Below are 26,185 nucleotides of genomic sequence, written 5' to 3' on the forward strand. Positions count from 1 at the left end.
TATGAACGCTATGCCAAGCCTTATTGAGCTGCTGATAGCGAGACATTTACTTTATTAAATAGGTGATACTCTTTGGATTATTTTGAAAGACATGAAGGTGGCGAGCGCGCCATTATTGTACATTTAGACATTCGCCAAATTCAAGATCCTGACGATCTAGGCGAGTTTGAACTACTAGCAGATTCAGCAGGTGCCGATCGCTTGGCACTGGTCACAGGCTCACGTGCACGCCCTGACGCCAAGTATTTCGTTGGTAGCGGTAAAGCGGAGGAAATTGCAGAACTGGTGCGCGAGCATGATGCGGATATTGTACTGTTCAACCATAATTTATCGCCCTCACAAGAGCGTAATATCGAAGCTTTGGTGAAATGCCGTGTACTGGATCGTACTGGTTTGATTTTAGACATTTTCGCTCAGCGTGCTCGTACTTACGAAGGTAAGCTACAAGTAGAGCTGGCGCAGCTGAACCATTTATCGACACGTTTGGTCCGTGGTTGGACGCATTTGGAACGTCAAAAAGGGGGTATTGGCTTACGTGGCCCCGGCGAAACCCAGCTTGAGACCGATCGTCGCTTGCTACAAGTGCGCGTCATGCAGCTCAAAAGTAGAATTGAGAAGGTCAGACAGACTCGTGCTCAGGGCCGGGCACGTCGCCAAAAATCAGACGTACCCACTATCTCACTGGTTGGTTATACCAATGCGGGCAAATCCACTTTATTTAATCGCTTAGTCGATGAAAATATCTACGCAGCTGATAAGCTATTTGCGACACTCGATCCAACGCTACGCCGCTTAGACTGGCAAGGTGTGGGACGTGTAGTCTTGGTTGATACGGTAGGTTTTGTCCGTCATTTGCCGCATGAATTGGTTGAATCCTTTCATGCAACGCTAGAAGAGACGCTAGAGGCGGACTTATTATTACACGTCATCGATTCTTCTAGTGAAGATATGCATGAGCAAATTCAGGCGGTCAAAGAGGTACTGGCTGAGATTGATAACGATGTGCCGGTACTCAATGTTTATAATAAGATTGATTTGACTGACGAGCCTGCACGTATTGGTTATGCTAGCGAAGGTCAACCTAATCGTGTCTATGTGTCTTCTAGAGAGAACTTAGGCATAGAAGAGTTGTCATTAGCCGTGCAGCAGCTACTAACTGGCACATTGACCACTTTTGATTTGACGCTACCCTATCATGCAGGACAGTTAAAAAATACCTTGTACGAGCTTGGTGTTATTGAAGAAGAAAGCTATGATGATAGCGGCCATGAGTGCTTGACGATTCGCTTGCCAAGCGATAGACTAAGACAACTACTCGGACAAGCCAATCTCAAGCCCACCGATGTATTACCGCTTGCACAAGCAACATTGCTGATGCCAGTACTTGAGGAATTTGAGCAGCCCGACGAACATGAAGTTGAAGAGCCGACGATGACAGCAGAAGAAGAAAGAGCATTTGACGAATTTAATGCGCTCAATTCACAAACCGCTGATTCTGAAAAATAGTCGCTGCTGAAAAACGATTGTTGACGTCAATAGATAAGTAAACCTTTGATTCATACTGTTAGACAGCAATCTTTTATACAGTAGGTTAAAATAGCATAGACGATATCAATCGATATCGTCTATTTTTTTTGAATGTGTCTACAAGCTTTATTAGTAAGCTTATTCTCTATATAATCAACGGTTATACATTCAACAAATATTGATAGGTAATACTCGCCACTCAAAAGTTGAAATGTCACTACTGTCTATTATCAGCGTTCATAATATTATTTTTCACGTTATATTATTGATACTATCGCCCGCTCGTTTTTATAAACTCATCACCTATATCTGACTTGGCCACACTGCTTATGAAGCCTGCCCACTCCTCCCATCTCCCGCTATGGATTTCGTTAATTTTAACGTTGATTATGGTTATCGTTGTCCGAGAGACGGCTGTGGTTCTTTGTCAGTTGGCAGGTATCGAAAAAGCCGCCAATATTGTCGGCTTGGTGGCAATGTTTGTTATCTTGATGATATGGCGATTGCTCAAAGGGTTGCCTAACTGGCTCACTCAAGCCAGTAACACCCTCCTCGTCGATAGTGGTTTTGCATTTCTGCCCGTCTCAGCGGGTGCAGGCTTACTGCTATTCGCGCTAGGAGATGAGCTGTTGGGCGTGATGGTCACAATGATAGTAAGCACGCTCATACCGATGTGGGGACTCGCGCTACTGGCCAATCGCTGGTTGAATCAAGATGCCAATGCCGACAGCGGCACGACTAATCAGCAAAAGGAACAGCCGTGAGCTGCGGAGAGATATTATGACTTTTGACAGCGTATTTATGGCGACCTTAGCAGCCGTACTCCTAACCTTGGTGGCACACGTCATTGCACGTGTGTTAGCGCGTAAATTATCATGGTTACCAATGGTAATTACCGCGCTCGTTTTGGTACTGGTCTTCTTATTTTTATTGCAATGGGATTATGACAACTACTACAGCGCGGCCAAGCCTATATTCGATCATCTATTAGGATATGTCACAGTACTTTTGGCGGTGCCACTAGCCGCAATGAACTTTAAAGGACTGCCTGTCAAAAAGCTCTCGTTGATCGTTGCTATTGCTAGTGTCATTGGCGCCCTACTGCCCATGTCATTGGCTTATCTATTTTCATTGAGTCACGACAGCATACTTGCTTTTGCTACCCGTTCTGTGACTACTCCCATTGGCCTCAGTGTTGCAGACTTAATCAATGCGCCATTAGCACTGGCGAACCTGATCATCATCGTCTCAGGTCTCATTGGCGGCGCTGTCGCCCGTTTTTTGTTTCGCGGTATCAATGATGATCGAGCTAAAGGTCTTGCACTTGGACTGGCTGCTCACGCATTTGGTACAGTAGAAGCGTGGCAAATCAGTCACACAGCGGGACGTTATGCAGCATTTGGCTTGGCAGTGAACGGGTTGGTTACTGCAGTTTGGGTACCTATCTTTATCAGTGCTGTCGGTATCTAGACTGATTTTGCTTACCGCTTTGACAGATGACTGAGCACTGTTTCATCATTTCAATCATTATTTTTATTGTTATTGCTTACTCAGTAACGAGACTAATAGACATGACATTTGGCTCATCCAACCATTGTCATCACCTTTGCATTTTAGAGAATTAAAATAAGGTATGCATCAAAAAAGTGCTTGCCTATAATCCAATATAAACAGATATTTAACAATCTTCAAAAATATAGCACTTTGATTTATTTAAGTTTGTTTAACGATAAAAATTTGATTTTACAACTTATTTTGTCAATCTGATGCGGTAAAAAGTTATTATATGTTATAGTAAGCAACTATTATTTTTTGTATCTATTGCAAGTGGTTCTTGTTAAACGTGGTATTTGCTAGGTGGCTATATCGATGACGAGCTATAAAATCCTGCAACCCCGATGACCGCTTAAGCGCGTAAAATGACGTGTCTATAGGCAAAACAATTTGCTATTATTCGATAAAAAGTGATAACACTATGATAAATACTGCTACTTTGATTATTCGCTGTTTGTCTCCTATTTTATTAAGTGCGATTGCCCTCTCTACTTTTTCTACTGCTGCCAACGCTGGCAATATGTATATCTATAAAGACAAAGCTGGGCAAGTACTACTGACCAACGTCAATCCTAGTGGCAATTTTGATAAATTCACTAAGAAAGTTAAAGTCACTTATTATAAAGACTCTAAAATGTATGACGGCATTAATAGTAGCAATGGCTATGGTAGCAGTGCCGCTAGCAAGAGTGGTAGCCGCAATGCTTACGACAGCTACATTCGCGCCTCTGCTGAACGTAATGGCGTAGATCCTGCCCTTATGAAAGCAATGATGCATACCGAATCCGCTTTTAATCCCAATGCTCGCTCACCTGTCGGTGCGCAAGGCCTCATGCAGTTAATGCCAGCGACGGCTCGTCGCTTTAATGTAAGTAACCCTTGGAACCCTGCAGACAATATTGAAGGCTCAGCCAAATATATCGCTTGGCTCATGCGCCGTTTCAACAACAATGTCGAACATGCAGTAGCTGGCTACAACGCTGGGGAAGGTAATGTCGATAAATACGGCGGTATCCCTCCTTTTAAAGAAACCCGTAACTATGTGCAAAGAGTCATGAGCCGTTATCATAGCTTGTATAAGAATGATGCTGGGCTATCTGGCGCCAGTATGAGTGTCAGCAATCAAACGAGTAGCACCATTAACAGTGGATTGCGCAATGTCAGTTACGGCACTAGCAATAATGTAAATAGTGCCAGCTATGCTAACTCAGCTTATGATGCTTTACGCTAAGCCAGAGCTAAGCTAGAAATGAAATAGACCGGTGACCTAAAAAGCCAGACACAAAAAAGCCCGTTAAGAAATTAACGGGCTTTTTTGTGCTTGGACGCTTTATATCTTGATAGGTCATCAGTTATAAAGATAAACTGTGAGCGCTGAATCAGCACTCACAGTTTTTTCCAATATGACTTAGTTCTTACTTGGTGCTTACTTGTTAGCAGCCTGAGTTGCAGCAACTTCAGCAGCGAAGTCTTCTTGCTTCTTCTCAATACCTTCACCAACTTCTAGACGTTTGAAACCAAGTACTTTTACGCCTTCAGCTTTTAGGACATCACCAACTTTTTTGTCGTTGTCCATAACGTATGGCTGACGTAGCAAAGTTACTTCGTCTAGGTACTTACGTAGGCCACCTTCGATCATTTTTTCAACGATGTTGTCAGGCTTGCCAGACTCTTTTGCTTTGGCTTCGATGATGTCTTTTTCGCGTGCCAATACATCAGCAGCAACGTCTTCATCATCGACAGCAACAGGGTTGAATGCTGCAATGTGCATGGCAAGATTTTTGCCAGTGTCAGCGTCGCCACCTTCATAAGAAACCACTACACCGATACGTAGACCATGACGGTATGCAGCGATGTTAGCGCCTTCAAGTACTTCAACACGGCGAACCTGAATGTTCTCACCGATTTTTTGTACCAAAGATACACGTGCTTCTTCAACAGTCTGACCATCACTATAAGGCAATTCAGAGATAGCAGCAACATCAGTGACGTTGTTTTCTAGTGCAACGTTAGCCACTTTTTCTGCAAATGCTGTGAAGCTGTCGTCTTTTGCAACGAAGTCAGTTTGGCAGTTAACTTCTAACAAGAACGCTTTGCTGTCGTCTTGAGCGATGATGATAGCGCCATCAGCTGCGATGTTACCCGCTTTTTTAGCTGCTTTTGCTTGACCAGATTTACGTAGGTTATCAATGGCAACCTCAACATCACCGTTTGATTCTTCTAACGCTTTTTTACATTCCATCATGCCAAGACCAGTACGGTCACGCAATTCTTTTACCATTTTGGCAGATACTTTTACTTCTGTCATAAGAGTCACCTTAGTATAGTTATGTATAAGAGGAATTAATGTCTATTCGATATCTTAATGTTGCTTTAAATCTAGCAAGACCGCTCATTTTGAGTCATTACTAATATAGCCATCAATGATGTCAAAAAGATAAAATCTTAAAAACATAGCGCTATAGCCAGTACGAACGATAATACTCGCCCATTAGCTACTCAGTTATGTATAACGGCCTCATTAATAATGCTCTATTCAATAACAAGGCATGACGAGTAAAACTACATCATGCCTATTATGAGCTTATACGCTGTTCATAACATTATATGGATGCTGATAGCTACACTATCAAGACATCCTTACAAAGTTAAACTTTTTAACTCAGCTATTTACTCTGCTGGAGTTGCAGCTTCTTCTGCAGCTGGTGCTTCTTCAGTAGCAGGTGCTTGCTCAGCTTTACCGCCAGCTTGAGTTTGTGCGTATTCTTTACCAGCGATGATAGCATCAGCCATAGAAGTTACGTACAAAGTCACAGCACGGATAGCATCATCGTTAGCTGGGATGATGTAGTCAACGTTGTCTGGGCTAGAGTTAGTATCAACGATACCGATAACTGGGATACCTAGGTTTTTAGCTTCTTTAATAGCGATTGCTTCGTGATCTACGTCTACAACAAAAATAGCATCAGGTAGGCCGCCCATGTCTTTGATACCGCCTAGTGAACGCTCAAGTTTTTCCATATCGCGGGTACGCTCTAGCGCTTCACGCTTGGTTAACTTCGCAAAAGTACCGTCTTCTGATTGCTTCTCTAGCTCTTTTAGACGGTTGATTGACTGGCGTAGTGTTTTCCAGTTAGTCAACATACCACCTAACCAGCGATGGTCAACGTATGGCATACCAGCACGAGCTGCCTGCTCACGTACGATACCGCTTGCAGCACGTTTAGTACCAACAAATAATACTTTGTTTTTCTTAGCAGCTAGGCCGTTTACGTAAGTCAACGCTTCGTTGAACGCTTTTACGGTGTGCTCTAAGTTGATGATATGGATTTTGTTACGTGCGCCAAAGATGTATGGACCCATTTTTGGGTTCCAAAAACGTGTTTGGTGACCAAAGTGAGCGCCAGCTTGTAGTAAGTCGCGCATTTCGATTTTGGTTGGATTCTTTGTAGCCATGAGAATATATCCTATTGGTTGGGTTATGCCTCCACATCACAAAAACAGCCTATTTGGCGACACGCATCTGCTACTGACTAGTCTTTATTACTAAAGCCCTAATGGTTCGCAAATTAATCAAGTCGCCAAACACCCAGCAATTTTTTGCCATGATGTGTGTGTCATTGGTTGGTTTCAAAAATAAGCCATTGTACGTTTAAACTAATTATATCTAAACTGTAAAAATAGCTGCGCTGTATTTTATCACATAATACCTTAAAGTCTCCAGCAGTTTATTCATAGTGCCTCAATGCGTTACAGACACAGTAGATCGGTAGTGCAATAAAAAAAGCGACACATTCGTATCGCTTTTTTATTTCTGGCTTTAGACTTTATATGAATGGTTCCATATTAGATTATGCAATACAGATACCAATCACAGCCTTGTAACCGCGCCATGTGAATGGCGTGATATAGCTTTGGCGATCTCTAGGTAAGTAAGACACACTTGGTGCGCTTTCAACAATCTGTGGCGTAGAGATAATGAATTCAGAACCAAATTCTGTACGGGCATTACCAGAGATAGTATTGGCCATTTCACCCAGCAAGTCTTTCATCATCGTGATCGAAGAGTCAGGCTCACCCATCACATTTATCACTTCTCGCAACATTACGCTTGGTGCGCTGACATAGACACAGCCTTCAAGAGGCCCTGATATCTTAATGACACCACTATAATCAAAACCAATCGCCGTTTTATTGTTGTTCAAATAAGGGGTATCGATAGACACCTCTGAGCCGTCGATCTGCGCAAAGAACGCATTGATCGAGCTTAGAAACACACCCAACTTTTCTACTTTAAACATAATATATTAATATCCATCTGTATTACGTGGCAGCAGCATTAGTCCTGCAAACAAACCACAATCTCGCCAACTTGTGAGTGCCAAGTGATGGGAATGATAAAAGAACGCTCATCGTTCGGCAACACAATACTTTGCGGTGCGCCTTTGAACACAAACGGCACAGAGATATGAAACTCAGAGCCGAACTCTTTACGCGCATTACCCGAAATCGTGTTGGCAACTTCACCAGCCAAATCGATGTAGTTTTCCTCACTCTTATCGGTCTCGCCCATGCTGTCCAATATTGAAGACAGTAATTGACGAGTTGCCGAAAAATATACCACGCCTTTTTGTCCACCTGATATACCAATAACGCCTGTATAATCGTGGACTTTTGGCTGTTTGTTTTCTAATAAGTAAGGAGTGTCAGCAATTAGCTCTTCTCCACCAAACTGATTAAAATAGTTACTAATAATACTCAAAAAAATCTGTAGCTTTTGTTCTTTCATAATGGCATCTGCTTTAATCGATGAATGGTATTAGTCTTGCATCAGCTCATACAAAGACTCCACGAGCTCCTCTTCTGAGAAAGGCTTGCACAAGAAACCGCTGGCACCTAGTGATAAAGCTTCGATACCAGTGGCCTTATCAGACAACGCTGATACGACCAAAATACGTACATCAGGATCAATCGCAATGATTTTTTCGATACACTCAAGTCCGTCCATTTGTGGCATGGTCAAGTCCATGGTGATCACGTTAGGACGATGAATGTTAAATTTTTCAATGGCTTGAACGCCGCTAGTCGCTGTTGCAACCAGCATAAACTTTCCTGAGTCGTATGCGCGCTGAATACGGTTTCTGATAATATTTGAATCATCAACAATCATTAATTTATGCATAACTTGTCTATTACCTTTAATGAAATGCTTGTCGTCCCTGACAATATGTTTACTGTTTTTAATTAAGCTTTTGGTAACGTAATGACAAACCGTGTCATTTGACCCAGCTCACTATTTACGTTCAGCTTACCATTGTAGTCTTTTACTTGCGCTTTGATGATATCCAGTCCAACGCCGCGTCCACCATCTTCATCTGCGTTTTCTTTGGTTGAGAAGCCAGAAGAAAATAACTGCTTGAGTAAATCGCCTTGACTGAGCTGGCTTGCTTCTTCCTCACTAAAGCGACCTTCTTTGCTTAGCTTATTACGGATGCTGTCATAATCGATACCTTGGCCATCATCTTGCACTACTAGTATGAAATCTGAACCGTTATCTTGTACTTCTAAGTCAATCGTACCGACTTCAGGCTTACCAGCCGAATGACGAACACTTGGTGCTTCGATACCGTGCACAACTGCGTTTCGTAGTAACTGGATACTGATTTCTTTAATTGGCTTGGCAAGATGCTCTGGTATGTGAGTTTGCGCCAGTGTCGTGCTTTTTAGCTGTACTTGCTTGCCTTGTCTAGCGGCAATCTCTTTTGCAAAGTCATTGTAAAAAGACAGTCGATCATCATTGCTTTCACCGTCTAGATCAATATCTAAACCGCCATCAGTGCTGATGCTACTCGCTGGCTGACTATTTACCGCAGCTGTTTTTGCCACGCTGTCTTTTAAAGCAGAATCGCTTAATGGGGCTTGCGTATTGGCTGTCGCCGCTTTAGGCGGTGCTGAGCGGTTAATACGTTCACCCAAGGTCGCAATGGTATTTGATAGACTTAGTAAGTCATCTAAGTGTACTGCCAACTGTAAGAAATCATTACCCGATAGCTGGCCTTGATTTTGCAAGGCATGCAATTTGTCTTCTGCTTCTGACGCAATTTTAGTAAAGCTATGCAGTTTTAGTGCCGATGCCTCACCTTTCAAGCTGTGCATTTCACGATAGATCGCATTTAGTTTGCCTTCAAGCTCGTATTGTGAGCTACCAGGATTTTTCAAGATGTTGTTCATACGCTCGATATGCGCTTGGGTGTTGCTAATGAACTCATTAATGATCTTTGGATTTACATTCAAGATAGTGGTTAACATCTCAATCTGCATATCGTTTTGCGAGCGTTCTTTTTCTAAACGCTGCTCTAAGTAAACAGCATCTGACACGTCATTGACGTTGACCAAGATACGTGCGATGTCTTTGTCTTCATAAACACGTGAGAATTTAAAGTCTAAGAAGCGATTGTTAAGTCCTTTATCATCAGAGCTGTTATGTAGCATCACTTTGTGCAAAGGATTTAGAGAATCTACCAATTTTTCTTTAACTCGAGGATTATAAAGCTGCTCAATGAACTGCTGAGTGGTCTTAAGATCTTTGTCAGAAATACGACCACGCAAGACGTTGGTAAAGTTTTCTCCTGCTAGCCTATCAGAACCAACGATACTGTTTAGCGCGCGCGAGTGCTGCTGACCAATATTTAAGTCTTTGTCCAGTAGGAATAGGCCCGTATTTACCGTTTCCATAATCTCTTGCGTTTCGCGACGAGCAGCAAATGCCTCAGCATCGGTCTCACGTAAGCGGCGTACAAAGAAGAATACGAAGATCAAGAAGTAAGCAAAAATCGCAACAACCCCAAGTGCCTGAATTAGACGAATGGTATTGGCTTGGCGCTCTGCATTACTAAATACGTCGCGTGTCAGATTATCTAGCGAGTCGTTGATCAGCAAACTGGAGGTTTTGGCTTGCTCATAAGCTAATGCCAGCTCATCTGAAGAATCAATCCGGATATCACCAGCAGTTTCTAAATAATTGACAATTAGTGGTTTTAGAGTATTCCACTCTTCCCGTGCCTCTTCTAAAGCTGCCAACTCACCCGCTGTCTTGATACTAGGAATATTATAAACAGTACCTGCGGCATCGGTATATTTCGAACCCTCACGCATACTGATAAGCAATTGATCGATTTCTTGAGTGTTACTCTCCAACCTTTCCCTAACACGCTTTTGATGGGGGGAGTTAATATGCTCCCCCACACTACTTTGCAAGTCAAACAGATCCTTAATAATCGCTTGAGCATTATTAGCTGTTTTATTAGATATATTTACAAGTGTTGTATTACGTTCAAGAACACTTGATGTATAAAACGTAAAGGCGAGCAACACCCCAATCAATGCCAAGAAGGCAGCGATGGACAGAATCAAACCTCGGTAACGGGAGCTACCATTTTGAGTTGATACAGTCATAGCATATTCCTTTTAATATAGATAAATTCATATTTATTATTTATTTAAAAATAATACGTTCCATCACTATTACGCTTAAGACTACTGCAACATTTGTTGTTGCTGTAAAGACGTCTTTGTCAGATCTGTACCAAACCATTTAGTGGTTAATTTGGCATAGGTGCCATCTTCTTGAAGCTCTTTAAGGCCAGTATTTACTTTTTTAAGTAAGTCAGGGTGGCTTTTATCAATCAAAAATACTTTTCGAGCACCCTCTGCTTTGATACTTTCATAATCAAAGTATAGTGGCTGGAGGCTTGGTAAGTCGTTTAGGGTATAGCGAAGTACACCCGAATCATCTACTACAGCATCAACTTTGTCTTGCGCCATGGCTTCTACTGCTGCAAACGTGGTTGGGTACTGTTCTACAGATTCAGTTTTGTACTCTCCCTTAGCAAAATATTCATAAGGCTCTGAGTTACTCAAAACACCTAGTCTGACGTTACCTAAATCGTTTAAAGACTGGATATTTAATGATTTATCTAGATATACAATACTAGTAGGGAGCGGTGCATAGGGATTTGAAAGTAGATACTTACTAGCTCTTTCATTACTATAGGTCAAACCTGCCGCAATCATATCTCGGCTTTTGTTATCCAAGTTATTGAATAACCCTTCCCAAGGATCGTTATAAACCTCGATTTTAAACCCTTGATTTTCGCCAATATGTTGCATTAGCTCGATATCGAATCCAGTTACATTTCCATATTCATCCTTAAACTCATAAGGCGCATAATTGGCTTCAGTACCCACTTTGATGACTGGAGCAGTATCCGGTAAGTTACTTACAAAACTGTCTTCATTTTTTGTCACTGGTGTGCCAGCTGTATTGGTATTTTCTGTGGTAGAAGAATTACCACAACCAAATAAACCGACGCTTAATATAACTGGTAATACTCGATATAACTGCATCATGTTTTGTCCTTAAAGTTGCAACGCTTGTTGTCTTAACATCACTGTATGGTAACTGTCAGTTTCAAAAAACCTTACATTGTAAACATAAAGTTACAATCTACACTAATTTTTTTCTAATTGAAATATTTCTGATAAATTTGTTTGGTGACAACAAACTATTTATTTTCAATCAACTACGATTAAACATGACACCTCAGTCATTATAAGGCGTGTCTTATAAAAGCATCAGGCTCTGCATTACCACGCGTAGCGCTCATGTATCAGAACCCTTTTATTAAGACAAAAAAAACACCCAATATTGGGTGTCTCAAAAACTTGCAGCCGCTACTCTGCGTCATCGAGGTCTAAATTACGATCTATCTGCCAGATTAAAAACGCACCCAAGCTCATCAGTACAAAAAGTGCAATACCGATTTTTAACACTGGATTGAGAGGGAATAAGTTTAATAATAAACCACCAAAAATACCCACTGAAAACATCAGCGAGCCTTGCAGCGCGCTTGCCATACCCGCACGCTGCTTTTGAAAAGCCAGCGCAATCGCTGAGGCGTTTGGCTGGGTCAATCCCAAGCCTGCAATACAAAAGAAAATACACGCCAGCACCAGTGGCAACCAAGCATCGGTCCCCAAAAATATACCGACAACAAACAATGTGCCTGCAGAGAGCACCTGCATCATCGTCCCAAAGCGTAATATGCTCAAGATACGAAAGCGATTGGTCAACCACTGATTCAGCTGAGTCAAACCCACAAAGCCCGCCGCATTCATCCCAAACAACCAGCCAAAGTGCGTGGCCGAGACGCCATAAGTGTCCATGATTAATTCAGAAGCTGAGCTGATATAGACAAACATCGCACCCATCAACAACCCGCCACCAATCGCTGGATAGTTGAAGGTTGGATCTTTTAATAAATCCCAATACTGACTAAGCACTTCTTTTGCAGGACGCACATTACGATTTTCTTCGGTCAATGTCTCAAAAAAGAAAAACTTAGTAAGCAATAAATTTAGGGCACCAAAAGCGGCCAAAAACCAGAAAATGGAATGCCAATCAAAAAACTGTAAAAATAGTGCACCAAGCGACGGCGCTAGTATGGGTGCCAGACCCATGACCAAAATCATAATCGAAAAAGCTTTTGCGGTTTGCTTGGCGGTTAGGCGATCTCTAATAGCAGCGCGAGTCACCACTGCCCCTACACAAGCGCCTAATGCCTGCATCGTTCGCCCTACAAATAATACATATTCATTGTCAGTGGTCGCACAAAGAATGGACGCAATCACATATAGTGTCATGCCTATGTATAAAGGCTTAACACGGCCGACACGATCACTAAAAGGGCCATAAAATAACTGCCCGAATACCAAACCCAAAAAATACGCTGGCACAGAGTTGGCCATAAATGCCGTAGATACGCCAAAATCATCTGCCATTGATGGTAGCGCAGGCAGATACATATCAATGGATAAAGGCCCTACCGCAACCATTAATCCTAGCATCATAATCCATGCAACAGGCAGATCAGCAGAACGTACTCGTTCAGAGGCGATAGGTTTATTTGGTAGAGAGGACTTTGGGGCAGACATAGTTAGACCATTTATATAGTGATGATTACTTAAGCGCTTGTAAGATGCATGAAATAGATATTTTTAACGACAATAGTGCATCTTTATCTAAATCTGTGCAAGCAAACAGTGTTATATCGTGCTGTCCACTCGGATTTCAATAGCCATAAGGGACTAATGAAACAAGCCTTAACAACTAAAAACAATCAACGTAATTTATCAAAATATGTCTGGCGTACTTTTAATCTAAGTACTGAGGCCGAAATTGTCTCAGATAAAATCCTTAAGACAATATCTACCAAAATTAAAGAACGTTAGCGGAACTGACGTTTGCTAAACACCGTGCTAGCTTGCTTTGCTTTTCTCAGAGCAAGTTTACGATTGCGTCCAAGCATCATCTTAATTTGCCAGATTTTTTCTTTATATAAGGTAGTTGCAGGCTGCTCATACATCGCATTGATTACGCGTTTGCTCGCTAGCACAGCATCAGGAGAACGCTCAGCAAACTCAGCCGCCAGCTGCTGTGCTTGCTCAAGCGGCGTCTCACTACAATGACTGATTAATCCTAATTCTTTGCCGTCATTGGCATTGATGATGCGCGCCGTCATGGCAAGCTCTTTGAGAACGTCTTCTCGTACCACCCCAAATGCCGATTGCGTCAATCCCATGTCCGGTACCAAACCCCATTTGGCTTCCATAATAGACAGCTGGCAATCCGGATGACTAATACGCACATCGCAAGCCAATGCTAGCTGTAGCCCAGCGCCAATACAGTAGCCTTCTAGTACCGCGATGACAGGTACTGGTAGATCACGCCACACCAAGCAGACACGTTGGAATGAGCTTTGCCAAGGCTTAATCAGCTCCCAAATAGCAAAGGCTTGGTTTTTGGGATGGTTTAAATCCCCTAAATCAATACCTGCACAGAATGTGCCTTCTGCACCATTTAAAATAACCGCGCGTATCGTTTTGTCTTTGCTAATGCGCTCTGCCACCATAATCAGCTCATCTATGACTTGAAAGCTCATGGCATTTTTTTTATTTGGACGATTTAAGGTGACCGTTAATATATTGTCTACGACATGCACTTGTAATGTTTCATACTGGTAACTGGCAACCACGTTCATAATAATCCTTATTAATGAATAAAATAACTATAGGGCGTGTTGAACATTCGACCATGGCACTGACAGCGACTATTTTTTAGGCGATTCGATGTTAAAAATAATAAGTTTAGTCATTCTAAGCGCTTATTTTTAACGATGAAACGGCAAAAAAGAGTCCTGTCCCCTGCTTTTATCGTTGGGGCTGATGCTAAAATTGCCCCATACTGCGTTGCAAATCTCGCTAAGGCATCTGCATTATCGTCGCTTTGTGCCTTGTCTGGAACCATTTTAGCGATCAGCAGTGCCTATTTGCGAATGTTCAACACGCCCTAGTAATGATGGTCACAATATTAGCAGGCTTAACCCTACTCTACCGTAGCAATAACTGACTGCTACGATACTGTATCAAGCGTCTGCCTTTTAATATTCGCACATTATCTGACCGCTAGTGATCGGTATCGTATGCAATTCACTTATTACATCGCATAATAACGGTCCGATTACCTGCTCTAAATCATTTTCCACGTCATGTCATTTTCGCTCAAACGATGATAATTAAGCTGCGGATAAGATGATAAATCTACCTTTTGCAGGTTGTCTAGCGCCGTTAATAATGCCTCATAATAAGGCTCAATCATTGCAAATTGCACAGGTGTCGTATGCTGTACATTCAGCAGACACTTATCTTCCAAATCTTGGCTGGCCTGACGTAGCTGCGGCACTCCTGTATAACGGCTGCCGCCCAATATGCGATGGGCGATTTGTGCCAATAAGTTACGATCACGAGCTTCCCATGCTTGAGTCAGTGCTTGCTTTTCCTCGTTAATCGTATCGAGCATCATAATGATGAGCTTGGCTGCTAAATCAGGTTTGTTTGCTGAGCGAGTAAGCGCATCTTGCCAGTCTAAAATATCAGACGTATCCATTGTACTGAGGTTTTTTTGATGGAGGTTGTGATCCGTTTGCTCATATAGCCTTTTGTCCATATTCGCTGTTATGTCTTCAGCAGAATTATCTGTCGGTTCTTTTGGTGGATATAATAATGATTCTTGCCCTTGCTTGTATAAACGTAGGCTCTCATAGCGAGGCTGGTTCTCACGGGTGGTCTCTCGTCTATAATCGTCACGTGGCTGACTGTCACGCAAGTAGTCATCACGGATTTTTTTCAGTGATAATGGTCGAGTGACTTTTGGCGGTTCTGTGATTTCAGTCCTATTACGAACGCGTTCGTTGTCTTTGACCATCGGATAAATTGGGGTCTTTTGATCCGAGAGCGGCGTCGATTGTTCTGTGAGGTGTATATTTTCGGAGTCGGTATTTTGTAAATCGATGCTTTGCAAATTAGAAGCTTGCAGATCAGTATCAGCCAATGCCGTTATTTGCGGTGTGATGCTTTTCCGGCCTAGCCACTTTTGGAGTACTTGCAATAACTGAGGTTGGCTAATTGGTTTGCCAACGTAGTCATTGATACCGCTGGCGATCAGCTTGTCGCGCTCATCCGCTAAGCCATGTGCGGTGAGAGCAATAATAGGAATACGGCTATCAGCCGCTTCAATGCTCCGAATTTGCTTCGCTGCTTCATGACCTGACATACGCGGCATTTGGATATCCATAAATATCAAATCGATATGATTTTTATCTTGAGTAGCTGTTTTATCGTCATTTGCACTCTCTTCAGCATACAGGGAGGTGCTGGATTTTTTATTGACATCATCGCGTGTCTCGGCTTTTGAGAGTTGCGTTTTATTCGACAGACTCTGCTTATCGTTTTTAGCAGATTTGACATTTTTGGTTTGCTGTTTACTGATAATTTCTATGGCATCAAAGCCGCTACTCGCTGTAATGACTTGTATGCCAAGCTCGCTCAATAGCGCATCAAGCACCAACAAATTTGGTAGATGATCATCAACTGCCAGCACGGTAATCCCTTTCCAGCGCGGCTCTTGTAAGCTCTTTGGCATGCTACGGTTTTGTGTATCAAGCATTGCATATAGCTGTCTTTTGTCCAATGGCTCATACAAGATATTGGCTTGATAGCGGTTTAGCAGTGTTTGGTCAGCTGCCACTTGATAGCCAAACACAGCAAGTTTGCCTTGATAATGGAGACGGATTTGCTTGAGTAACGCCATCATATCGTCTTGCGTGTCATCATCGACGATGACCCAATCCCAAAAGTTGCCATGCTCTTTGAGTGACTCAAGCACCCCCGGTAATGAATTGGCTTGGGTGAGCTTAATCGGCAAGTACTGCAAGCTGGCCTTCAACACTTGTATTGAGGCCGTATGACTGATCCAAACCAAGACGTTGAACTCATCTGTCTCGCTCGCAAGCGGTGCCAATACTGGCAGCTCAATGGTCTGACCAGTTGGTGCCTCTAGCACATCGACATGGGCTGGCATACGGAACCAAAACGTCGCGCCTTGGTTGGCGATGTTCTCTTGAGCATTGTCATGAAAGCCGATATCGCCGCCCATCAGACGCGTTAATTGCTTGGAGATAACCAGACCCAACCCCGTACCACCATACTGGCGCGTGATTGACGGATCGCCTTGGCTAAAGCTCTGAAACAGCATTTTTTGATCAGCAAGCGAGATGCCTTTACCACTGTCTTGCACGCTAATCATTAGATAGTTATCACGGTGATCATCCAAGCTGACCCGTACGACCACATCGCCACTATCTGTGAACTTGATGGCATTACCAACGATATTGGTCAATACCTGCTTGAGGCGCAGCGCATCGCCATTGATACGCATTGGCACATCGTTATAGAACAAGACAGCCATGCGCAGCCCTTTCTCGGCAGAGACAGGAGAGAGCATATCAACCACATCATAAATGGTGTCATACAAATCAAACTCATGACGATCAAGCACCAACTTGCCCGCCTCAATCTTAGAAAAATCCAAAACATCATTGACCAAAGCAAGTAGGTGAGCTGAGGATTTGCGGATAGTCTGTACGTATAAATCCTGTTCAGGATTGAGCTCACCGTGACGCGCTAATAAGTTAATAAAGCCATCGATACTGTTCAACGGCGTGCGCAGCTCGTGGCTGATGTTGGCCAAAAATGCGGATTTGGCTTGGCTGGTTGAGATGGCAGCATCACGCGCATTTCGAATAGAGATGTTTTGCATTTCCATCTCATCAAATGCCAAACGCAGATCGTCTTCGGTTTGCTCGGCATGATCCTTGAGCTCCTGAAAACTTCTATGGAGGCGACGAAATGTCTTGACCAAATCTTGCTGTAATAAATTAAGCTCACCATCTGACTCTACTGGTACAGGCTGATATAAGTTATCAACATGGGTACGTTGTAATTGCAAACGCAGCTCATAGATAGGTGCAATCCAACGCTTTGAGTAAATATTTAAGCTGAGTAATAAAATCAGAATGGTAAACAGACCGGTAATCACCAGCGCCATCGCGATACGATAACGGGCGATATAAAGTGGCTCGTTGTCCATATCGACCAGTAGCCACAACGTCTGCCCCTCAAACTCACCCAACACGCTGCCATATGCCGTGCCTACAGGCGTTGGTTTTTGCGATAAAAACTTTGCTGAGTCACTGATTAGCGGCCATTTCTCGTTCAGACCATAGCCTACGGTCGCCAATACTTGATTGCCTTCATTGATAACAGCAATACGCTGTACATGCTGCTCAGACTGCATACGCCCGAGTTTATCCTGTATGCTTTCGAGCGTTGTCATCGCACTCTGTGATGCCTCATCTGTGCTGCTTTTTGATTGCTGACGTTCTTGCTCCAACAAATCAGGAATCAGCTCTGCAATGACTGGTGTATAACGAATCAATACCGCCTCAGCCAGTGCCTCTTGCTCTGAATCGCTCGCACGCATGGTTTCGTGAAATACCAAAATCCCCCCTACCGCCGCCAACACGCAGATGGGTAAAAACACCAATAGGATCAGCTGACCATAAGCGCTACTGGTATTAAAACGTTTTTTATATGCCATGCTCGCTCTACTCTCTACGAAAATGCTGTCTGTGAATTTTGTTACGGTCTCTACGCTACCATAAAAAATGCTTAAGCTTGCTAGCTTGTTTTTTAAAGATACGCCTTTTATGGTTCAAGATTATCTTAACAGGATTCTATAAATCGCGTTTACCCATTCAAGGTGAATGAAACACAAACTTTGACCAATATGGCTTTAAGCAAACCTAACAAATATACATACGTTACTAAACGGCATGGTTGCGGCACCATAAAACCTGCTTTTGTCCCTAAAAAAATTGCCAGTAAAAGGCGCTTTCATCAAGTATTATTCTTTTATGCAATAAGCGCAACTAGCAACAAAATGATATAATGACGCAACTTTTTATTTGCCACACTAGATGGTTTACCCTCATGATGAATGAGAGCGTACGCTACTGCCGTTAAGTTTTGGTTTATCTGTCACTATAAGCCAATACACAAAACGCTTGTCTCAAATGATGATCAGACAATAAAAAATAGTGATTCGATCACAGCCTATCGCCCAAAAAATATTTTAGAAAATAAATAAGGATTTCTTATGTCCGCAACGGCCATGTCAAACGCTAACTTTATCACTCAAGTCACCACGCTTGCCGATTGTGTCGGTCAAACGCCATTGGTTAAATTGCAGCGCCTACCTGAACAAGAGCATATCGAAAATGGCGCCACATTATTAGCCAAATTAGAAGGCAATAACCCTGCTGGCTCTGTAAAGGATCGCCCTGCTTTTAATATGATTTATCAAGCAGAGCAGCGCGGTGATATCAAACCCGGCGATACATTGATTGAAGCCACTAGCGGCAATACTGGCATTGCATTAGCTATGGTCGCGGCGATGCGCGGTTATCCAATGACATTACTGATGCCAACCAACTCTACTCAAGAGCGTAAAGATGCCATGATTGCTTACGGCGCGACGTTGATTGAAGTCGATGAAGGCATGGAAGCGGCGCGTGATTTGGCATTACAGATGCAAGCCGATGGTAAAGGCATCGTACTGGATCAGTTTAACAATCCTGACAACAGTCAAGCGCATTATCTCACCACAGGGCCTGAGTTGTGGGCGCAAACTGACGGTAAGATCACCCACTTTATTAGCTCAATGGGTACCACTGGCACCATCACTGGTGTCTCACGTTATCTAAAAGAACAAAATCCAGACGTCAAAATCATTGGTTTGCAGCCTGATGAAGACGCTTCTATTGCTGGCATCCGCCGTTGGCCTGCTGCATATATGCCGGGTATTTTTGATGCAGACTTGGTCGATGAGATCATGGATGTCGATCAGCGTATCGCTGAAGTCTACATGCGCAAACTGGCAAAAACTGAAGGTATTTTTGCTGGAGTGTCCTCAGGTGCAGCGGCATGGGCAGCAACGCAAGTCGCCAAAAATAATCCTGATGCCGTCATTGCCTTTATCGTCTGTGATCGTGGAGACCGTTATTTATCGACAGGTTTATACAATGTTGATGACAGTCATATCGATAATGATGCAGATAACGCAGCATAGTAAGCTTATAAAAATGCAGGATTCTTTATGTCACAAGCTCTACCGTCCGACCCTATACTAGTTTTCGATATCGAGACGGTCGCCGATATCGATGGCGCACGGCGTATTTATCCGCAGTTGGCTGCACTGAATGATGAAGACACCTTAAGCGCACTGACAGCCATCCGCATGCAGGAGGCAGGACATGATTTTATGCGCTTGCCATTGCAGCGCATTGTCTGTATCTCGGCACTGTATATCAAGGATGGTAAGTTATCGTTGTTTTCATTGACCGCGGATAAGTTTAGCGAAAAAGACATTCTTGCCAAGTTTTTTCGGGCATTCAGTGATCTTGAGACCTTGCCACAGCTCATCAGTTGGAATGGTTCAGGTTTTGACATACCTGTACTGATATATCGCGCTATGCAATATGATTTATCAGCGCCATGGCTGTTTGAAGAAGGTGAACGTATCAAAAATATGCGCTTTGATAACTACGTCAATCGCTTCCATACACGTCATCTTGATTTGATGGACAGATTTAGTCAGTACGGTGCCAGTCGCCGCGAGGCCATGGATATCGTCGCCAGTTTATATGGATTACCAGGCAAAACTGACGTTGATGGTAGCATGGTGGGCGCGCTCGTCAGTAGTGGTGATTGGCAGACACTCTCCATCTATTGTGAGTCTGATGTGATGAACACTTGGCTCATCTATCTTCGTTGGCTACGTCTGACAGGAAAGCTGTCCTCACCAGATTTTGATGCGTGGCAACAGCAGAGCTACGACTATCTAGCACAATATACCCAAGCCGATGGTAGTCCACGACATCAAGAGTTTATTGCTGACTGGTCATCGGCACCCAAATTATAGAAACCGTATTATTAGCAGTTTATTATTCTCCTCTTATAGTTATTTATTATTAAGGCAGGTTTATGCAACCCACCGACTCCAAAACCTCAATAGCCAATTCTGCTCCGCAGAACGGTGTTACTCAAACGAATGATAGCCAAAAGATTGCCATTCCACCCAGCAAGAAAAAATCTAAGCCATCATCAAAAACGCGCCGTCGTCTAAAAGATGCAGAGCCGATTCCATTTAACATTGATGGTTTGTCACATGATGGTCGCGGTGTTGCCATCTATGGCAATGGTTTTGGGGTTGATGATGGCCATGCTGAAGATAAGCATGGCAAAAAAATATTTGTAAGCTTTGCCCTACCGGGTGAAAGCGCACTGGTAAAAATCACCAATAGCCGTGCCAGTTTTGAGGAAGGCGATGCAATCAGCATCACTGCCAATCCAAATCCTGAGCGTGCTGTGCCGCCTTGCCCACATTTTGGTGTTTGCGGTGGCTGCAACTTACAACACTGGCAGCCCGATGGGCAGATAAATTTTAAGCAGTCCGTACTTGCTGAGATGCTCATGCATCAAGCCAATGTAGAACCTGATAACTGGCTAGCACCTGTCGTAGGTGATCGTCTTGGCTATCGCACCAAGGCTCGTCTAGGCGTGCGCTATGTCGTCAAAAAAGAAACCGCGCTGGTCGGCTTTCGTGAGCGCTCAAGTAACTTTTTGGCAGAGCTCAATGAATGCCATATCTTAGACCCACGCATCGGTTTTGAGATTGAGAACTTAAAGACGCTCATCAGCACGCTAGAGAGCCGTGACAAGATTGCTCAGCTTGAGCTTGCGATGGGTGAGCAATTGCCAGAATTGCCTGACGGCAATCAACCTGTTGCACTAATCGTGCGTCACTTAGAGCCGCTGTCAGAGGCTGATATAGACAAATTAAAAGCATTCTTTGCAGCGCGCAATTGGCAGCTATATCTACAGTCAAAAGGTGCTGATAGTATTGAACGTATCGCTTTGACAGAGGCAGATGATCTAAGCGAGCAGTTTGGTCGCCTATATTATCAACTGCCAGAATATGATTTGACCTTTGAATTTATTCCTACTGACTTTACCCAAGTCAATTTATCTGTCAATCGCCAAATGACCAAGCTGGCTTGCGACTTATTAGATTTAAAAGCAGGTGAGCGAGTACTGGATCTGTTTAGTGGTTTGGGTAATTTTAGCCTGCCGCTAGCACGTCTCGTTGGTGAAACAGGTTCTGTGGTGGGTGTCGAAGGTAGTGAGGCCATGACCAAGCGTGCGGCTGACAATGCTCGTCGTAACGGTATCAGCAATACTGAATTTTATAGTCAAGATTTGACAAAAGATTGCACTGACAAACCTTGGGCCAATCAGGGTTTTGACGCCTTACTCATCGACCCCCCGCGCTCTGGTGCTTGGGAGATTATGCAGTATTTGCCAAAATTCAACGCTGAGCGTATCGTCTACGTTTCTTGTAATCCAGCAACCCTCGCCCGCGATACCAAAGCATTACTAGAGCAAGGGTATCGCTTGACGCATGCGGGTGTCATGGATATGTTCTGCCATACTGGACACGTCGAGTCTATCGCTCGTTTTGAAAAAGTAGACAGCTGATTTTTATACGTATCTTATGATTCGTAATAACCTCTTAAGTAGCCGTATTATGACCGCAACACTGAATCCAAGCTTGGATAATATTTTGCCCATAGCTCACGACTATTTCACATAATTAACCAAAGTCATTACAGAGCCTAGCTTGATTTGTCCTTTCAAAGTGAGATAATAGTAAACAATCTTCTTATACTGTATATCGCCGTATAAGCAGCACTTGTACTCGTAGCTTTATATATTTTACGCGCATTTTATGGCTGCTAAAAATCAGATTTTTAGCAGTTGTATTGGTTTATAGCTGGCACTTTATGAATCGTTCATTCGGAGTGTGTGCATAGTAGATGAGGTTATAATCAATTCAAAATAGCTAAGAGGAGTCGGCTATGGTAAAAATTCGTGAGGGGTTGCCGTTGGTGGATGGACAAACCACGCAGGCCGACAGTGCCACACTGGCGGCGCAATTGGTAGCGAGCCAACGCTCTCACCAATCTGCCAACAGCTACGCCCAGATTCCTCTCGATATCAAATACCAGCTGTCAACTCACAAGCTACATACTACTTTTGATCGATCAGCGGCACATACTTATGATGGCCTCGACCCCGCGCTTGAAAACGAGTATCTGGACAACACCTATACGCTCTCAGATGAAGAGCTCGAATCCATTGATTTAGATCAAGCCAATATCGATGTACCCACTTGGCTCGACAATGTGGCGAAGCGTATCGGACAAGAGTCTGTACCTCATCTGAGTGCTGCTTGTGAGTTTATCCGCAGTCACATGAATACTAGCGAATCTGAGCGCTCAGGTGCTTACGTCACTGGTATTGGCATGACAGACATATTGACCTATCTCTATCAAGATGAAGACGCGCTTGTTGCTGCCATGCTATATCGCAGTGCCCGCAAATCCATCATTAGTCTTGCTGAAGTTGAGAAAAATTTTGGTGCGGATATCCTAGCCCTTGTTAAAGACACTTTAGCAATGGGGAAACTCTCAGAGATTATTGAGAGCAATAAACGCTTAGAAGATCATTTCGTCAATAATCAGCGTGACCAGCTATCAAATATTTATAGCATGCTCATTTCTGTCACCAACGACGTGCGTGTGGTACTCATTAAGTTGGCAGAGCGTACCTTTGCCATGCGTGAGTTGACGTTTTCTAGGCCAGAGCGTCAAACTCGTGTCGCGCGCGAGGTCATGACTATTTATGCGCCATTGGCCCATCGCTTAGGTATTGCACAGCTCAAGTGGGAGCTTGAGGATCTGGCGTTTCGCTACCTTGCGCCCGATAGGTACAAAGAGATTGCCAAGCTACTGTCCGAAAAGCGAAGCGAACGCGAGTCTTATATTCAGCGTGTAGAAGAGAAGCTCAATGAGGCATTAGCGAATGCTGGCATTGAGGGCGAAGTATCCGGACGCGTCAAGCATATCTATTCTATTTACCGCAAAATGAAACTCAAAGGTTTATCCTTTGACCAGCTGTATGACATCCGAGCATTGCGAGTATTGGTCAATAATCCTTCAGACTGTTATCACGTCTTAGGCTTGGTACATGGTTTGTGGCGTTATATTCCTGAGCAATTTGACGATTATATTACCAACCCAAAGTCAAACGGCTACCGCTCACTACATACCGCCGTCATTGCCGAAAACAAATCGCTTGAAGTGCAGATTCGTACTCAGGAGATGCATTTTGAGGCGGAGCTTGGCATGTGCGCACATGTCAATTACAAAGAAGGCCTGAAGAATAAAAAAGACAATTACTTAAATCAAAGAATCAGCTCGCTACGTCAGCTACTGTCTATTAACAACGAGACCCGTAACCAGCCGCGCTCATCTGTCATGACAGGCGAAGAGCTAGATGACATGGAGCTTGACGAAGAAGAACAACTCGTTGATTTTGATGAGCTCGAGCGTATCTATATTTTCAGCCGTGACGGCGACATCACCGAGCTACCAAAAGGTGCAACCGTTCTCGATTTTGCCTATTATGTGCATACCCAAGTTGGTAACCGTGCACAGGCAGCCCGAGTTAATCAGCGCTATGTGCCATTGACTTATCAGCTAAAAACAGGGGAACAAGTTGAGATCATCACTAAGGCATCGCGTGAGCCCAATCGTGATTGGCTAGTCGCCTCACTGGGCTATATTCATACCAATCGCGCACGCTCAAAACTGCGTCAATGGTTCAACAAACAAGACCGTGATAAGAATATTGAAATAGGTCGTCAGATGCTTAGCAAAGAGCTTGAGCGCCTATCTGTGCATCCCAATAGCATTGACTTAAATGACTATATCCAGCATTTCCACGTCAATACGACCGATGATATTATCGTGGGGCTCGTCACAGGTGATATCGGTCTCAATCAGCTAACCAGCCATATTTCTCGGCAGCTGCATTTAGAACCCGAGATACCACCAGAGAACTTTGCACCGCACGTCGATACTAGAGATGCGAGCAAGCTCGATGCCTACAAAATCCGTATCGACGGTCTGGATAATATTGAAATCAATTTAGCAGGCTGCTGCCATCCTGTACATGGTGAGCCAATTGCCGGATACATTACCTTATCGCGAGGTGTCAGCGTTCATAACCGCGGTTGCCCTGAGTATCTGCGTTTGGTCGAGCGTGATCCTGAGCGCAAAATAGAGGCAGCTTGGCAAGTACAATCTGGTCGCTATCAGCCAGTTGATATCCACGTAGAGGCGTATGACAGACGCGGCCTGTTGCGTGATTTGACACAGATTATTGATAAAGAGAACGTCAATATCCGCAAAGTTGAAACGCTTAGTAACGATGACAATATCGCCTTTTTGAAATTTCATATCGAAGTTTCAGGGCTAGCGCATCTATCTAAGTTACTGGCGAAACTAGAGCAACAGCACGGTGTCTTACATGCTCGTCGCGCTGTGGCTTAGTTGACATGCTAAGCTACCAATTATTCACTCAAAAATAGAGTTGTCATAAAACATCATGCCCGAATTGCCAGAAGTAGAAACCACCAAGACTAGCCTTGCACCATTATTAGGACAACAGGTGATTGACATAAAGGTCTTTCAACCCAAACTACGTTGGGCGATGCCAGATGACTTAAGTAGTCTGGCTGACTACACGTTAGATAGCGTTGAACGCCGAGCAAAATATCTTGTTCTTAAATTTTTGCCCACAGTGCTTAATGATAATGATGCCATGGTAGCACCACTTAAGCTTTTGATTCATTTAGGCATGTCAGGTAGTTTACAGCAGCACAGTTATGGCACTGACAAACGTAAACATGATCATCTAATAGTAGTATTTAGGGATTCTGAAAATGCAAAGTCTCAGCTACATTATTACGATCCAAGACGATTTGGCTCAGTATTATGGTATGAAGATTACGGTAGCAAATTACTGGACCACTTGGGCCCTGAGCCACTCTCGGAAGATTTTACCGCAGAATATCTTTATAACGTTATTCAACGTAATAACTTATCCGATAAAGATCATAACAATACAGGCTCTAACAAAAAACCATCGACCAAACGAACACAGTCCATCGCACGAGCTATCAAATCTGTCATTATGGAACAAAAAGTCGTGGTAGGTGTCGGTAATATCTATGCGACGGAAAGCCTCTACCTATCAGGTATTCACCCTGCTACCCCAGCCAATCAACTGTCACTTGAGCAGCTGATAATTTTAGTTGACAATATTAAAGATATATTAAAAAAGGCTATCAAACTTGGCGGCTCAACGCTACGAGATTTTACAGTCGCGAGTGGTCAAACGGGTTATTTTCAGCAGACTTTAAATGTTTATGGTAGGCAAGGAGAGCATTGCCTAAAATGCGATACCATTCTAGAAAATGTTAAGCTCAATGGTAGAGCCAGCGTTTATTGTCCAAATTGTCAGCCGTTAGCTTAAGCTTAATTAGTGCTCATATGATTTCTTACCTTGACTAAAGACAAATCTGCTACTATTTTCAAAATAAATACAATCTAGTTTGATATATTTTTTTACTCACATAAGAATATCCCATGTATTCTTGTTGCTTATTGGCGTACATCTTGCT

19 protein-coding genes are annotated in these 26,185 nt (G+C 43.3%); 9 read left to right on the plus strand and 10 right to left on the minus strand.

Going from position 1 to position 26,185, the window contains the following annotated elements; genetic code table 11:
* The first annotated feature begins 72 nt into the window (after nucleotides 1–72).
* The 4 genes from hflX (at nucleotide 73) to HL061_RS06240 (ending at nucleotide 4,312) form a co-directional block, all read left to right on the plus strand.
* Complete coding sequence (hflX, locus tag HL061_RS06225) at nucleotides 73–1,506, plus strand: ribosome rescue GTPase HflX (protein WP_240365917.1); 1,434 nt, start codon at nucleotides 73–75, stop codon at nucleotides 1,504–1,506.
* Nucleotides 1,507–1,856: 350 nt separating this feature from the next.
* Nucleotides 1,857–2,291, plus strand: coding sequence for a CidA/LrgA family protein (locus HL061_RS06230; RefSeq protein WP_238036449.1), 435 nt, complete (start codon nucleotides 1,857–1,859; stop codon nucleotides 2,289–2,291).
* A 16-nt stretch (nucleotides 2,292–2,307) separates the two neighbouring features.
* On the plus strand, nucleotides 2,308–2,997 hold the full coding sequence (locus HL061_RS06235; protein ID WP_238036448.1) for an LrgB family protein: 690 nt from the start codon (nucleotides 2,308–2,310) through the stop codon (nucleotides 2,995–2,997).
* 505 nt (nucleotides 2,998–3,502) lie between these two features.
* Entirely contained in the window at nucleotides 3,503–4,312 is an 810-nt protein-coding gene (locus HL061_RS06240) for a lytic transglycosylase domain-containing protein (RefSeq protein WP_186475103.1), read from the plus strand.
* 195 nt (nucleotides 4,313–4,507) lie between these two features.
* Here HL061_RS06240 and tsf read toward each other — a convergent pair whose 3' ends face one another.
* The 10 genes from tsf to HL061_RS06290 form a co-directional block, all read right to left on the minus strand.
* Nucleotides 4,508–5,389 (minus strand): translation elongation factor Ts, encoded by an 882-nt coding sequence (gene tsf / locus HL061_RS06245; RefSeq protein ID WP_240365913.1) that lies wholly within the window; start codon nucleotides 5,387–5,389, stop codon nucleotides 4,508–4,510.
* Nucleotides 5,390–5,751: 362 nt separating this feature from the next.
* Nucleotides 5,752–6,537 (minus strand): 30S ribosomal protein S2, encoded by a 786-nt coding sequence (gene rpsB, locus HL061_RS06250; protein ID WP_186475105.1) that lies wholly within the window; start codon nucleotides 6,535–6,537, stop codon nucleotides 5,752–5,754.
* A gap of 395 nt (nucleotides 6,538–6,932) precedes the next feature.
* Nucleotides 6,933–7,382 (minus strand): chemotaxis protein CheX, encoded by a 450-nt coding sequence (locus HL061_RS06255; RefSeq protein WP_093067793.1) that lies wholly within the window; start codon nucleotides 7,380–7,382, stop codon nucleotides 6,933–6,935.
* Nucleotides 7,383–7,420: 38 nt separating this feature from the next.
* A complete protein-coding gene (locus HL061_RS06260) occupies nucleotides 7,421–7,870 on the minus strand; it encodes a chemotaxis protein CheX (RefSeq protein ID WP_223334867.1) in 450 nt (149 codons plus the stop codon).
* Nucleotides 7,871–7,900: 30 nt separating this feature from the next.
* Complete coding sequence (locus HL061_RS06265) at nucleotides 7,901–8,263, minus strand: response regulator (RefSeq protein WP_058025789.1); 363 nt, start codon at nucleotides 8,261–8,263, stop codon at nucleotides 7,901–7,903.
* 62 nt (nucleotides 8,264–8,325) lie between these two features.
* A complete protein-coding gene (locus HL061_RS06270) occupies nucleotides 8,326–10,536 on the minus strand; it encodes an ATP-binding protein (protein WP_252962632.1) in 2,211 nt (736 codons plus the stop codon).
* Between the two features lie 81 nt (nucleotides 10,537–10,617).
* Nucleotides 10,618–11,490: a transporter substrate-binding domain-containing protein gene (locus HL061_RS06275; protein WP_240365908.1), complete on the minus strand. Its 873-nt coding sequence runs from the start codon at nucleotides 11,488–11,490 to the stop codon at nucleotides 10,618–10,620.
* Between the two features lie 324 nt (nucleotides 11,491–11,814).
* The gene (locus HL061_RS06280; protein ID WP_240365907.1) at nucleotides 11,815–13,074 is read right to left on the minus strand and encodes a multidrug effflux MFS transporter; all 1,260 of its coding nucleotides are present in this window, start codon (nucleotides 13,072–13,074) and stop codon (nucleotides 11,815–11,817) included.
* Nucleotides 13,075–13,367: 293 nt separating this feature from the next.
* On the minus strand, nucleotides 13,368–14,180 hold the full coding sequence (locus tag HL061_RS06285) for a crotonase/enoyl-CoA hydratase family protein (RefSeq protein ID WP_071002289.1): 813 nt from the start codon (nucleotides 14,178–14,180) through the stop codon (nucleotides 13,368–13,370).
* A gap of 488 nt (nucleotides 14,181–14,668) precedes the next feature.
* Entirely contained in the window at nucleotides 14,669–18,136 is a 3,468-nt protein-coding gene (locus HL061_RS06290) for an ATP-binding protein (protein WP_252962633.1), read from the minus strand.
* Nucleotides 18,137–18,709: 573 nt separating this feature from the next.
* Here HL061_RS06290 and cysM point away from each other — a divergent pair.
* The 5 genes from cysM (at nucleotide 18,710) to mutM (ending at nucleotide 26,037) form a co-directional block, all read left to right on the plus strand.
* Nucleotides 18,710–19,666, plus strand: coding sequence for a cysteine synthase CysM (cysM, locus tag HL061_RS06295; RefSeq protein WP_186475426.1), 957 nt, complete (start codon nucleotides 18,710–18,712; stop codon nucleotides 19,664–19,666).
* Nucleotides 19,667–19,693: 27 nt separating this feature from the next.
* Nucleotides 19,694–20,518: a 3'-5' exonuclease gene (locus HL061_RS06300; RefSeq protein WP_093067765.1), complete on the plus strand. Its 825-nt coding sequence runs from the start codon at nucleotides 19,694–19,696 to the stop codon at nucleotides 20,516–20,518.
* Between the two features lie 62 nt (nucleotides 20,519–20,580).
* Nucleotides 20,581–22,134: a 23S rRNA (uracil(1939)-C(5))-methyltransferase RlmD gene (gene rlmD / locus HL061_RS06305; protein WP_083328877.1), complete on the plus strand. Its 1,554-nt coding sequence runs from the start codon at nucleotides 20,581–20,583 to the stop codon at nucleotides 22,132–22,134.
* Between the two features lie 380 nt (nucleotides 22,135–22,514).
* On the plus strand, nucleotides 22,515–25,052 hold the full coding sequence (locus HL061_RS06310) for a bifunctional (p)ppGpp synthetase/guanosine-3',5'-bis(diphosphate) 3'-pyrophosphohydrolase (RefSeq protein WP_186475113.1): 2,538 nt from the start codon (nucleotides 22,515–22,517) through the stop codon (nucleotides 25,050–25,052).
* A gap of 55 nt (nucleotides 25,053–25,107) precedes the next feature.
* The gene (mutM, locus tag HL061_RS06315) at nucleotides 25,108–26,037 is read left to right on the plus strand and encodes a bifunctional DNA-formamidopyrimidine glycosylase/DNA-(apurinic or apyrimidinic site) lyase (protein WP_071002293.1); all 930 of its coding nucleotides are present in this window, start codon (nucleotides 25,108–25,110) and stop codon (nucleotides 26,035–26,037) included.
* The last annotated feature ends 148 nt before the right edge of the window (nucleotides 26,038–26,185 follow it).

Source organism: Psychrobacter sp. PSP (assembly GCF_024085615.1).
GTDB classification, from domain to species: domain Bacteria; phylum Pseudomonadota; class Gammaproteobacteria; order Pseudomonadales; family Moraxellaceae; genus Psychrobacter; species Psychrobacter pacificensis.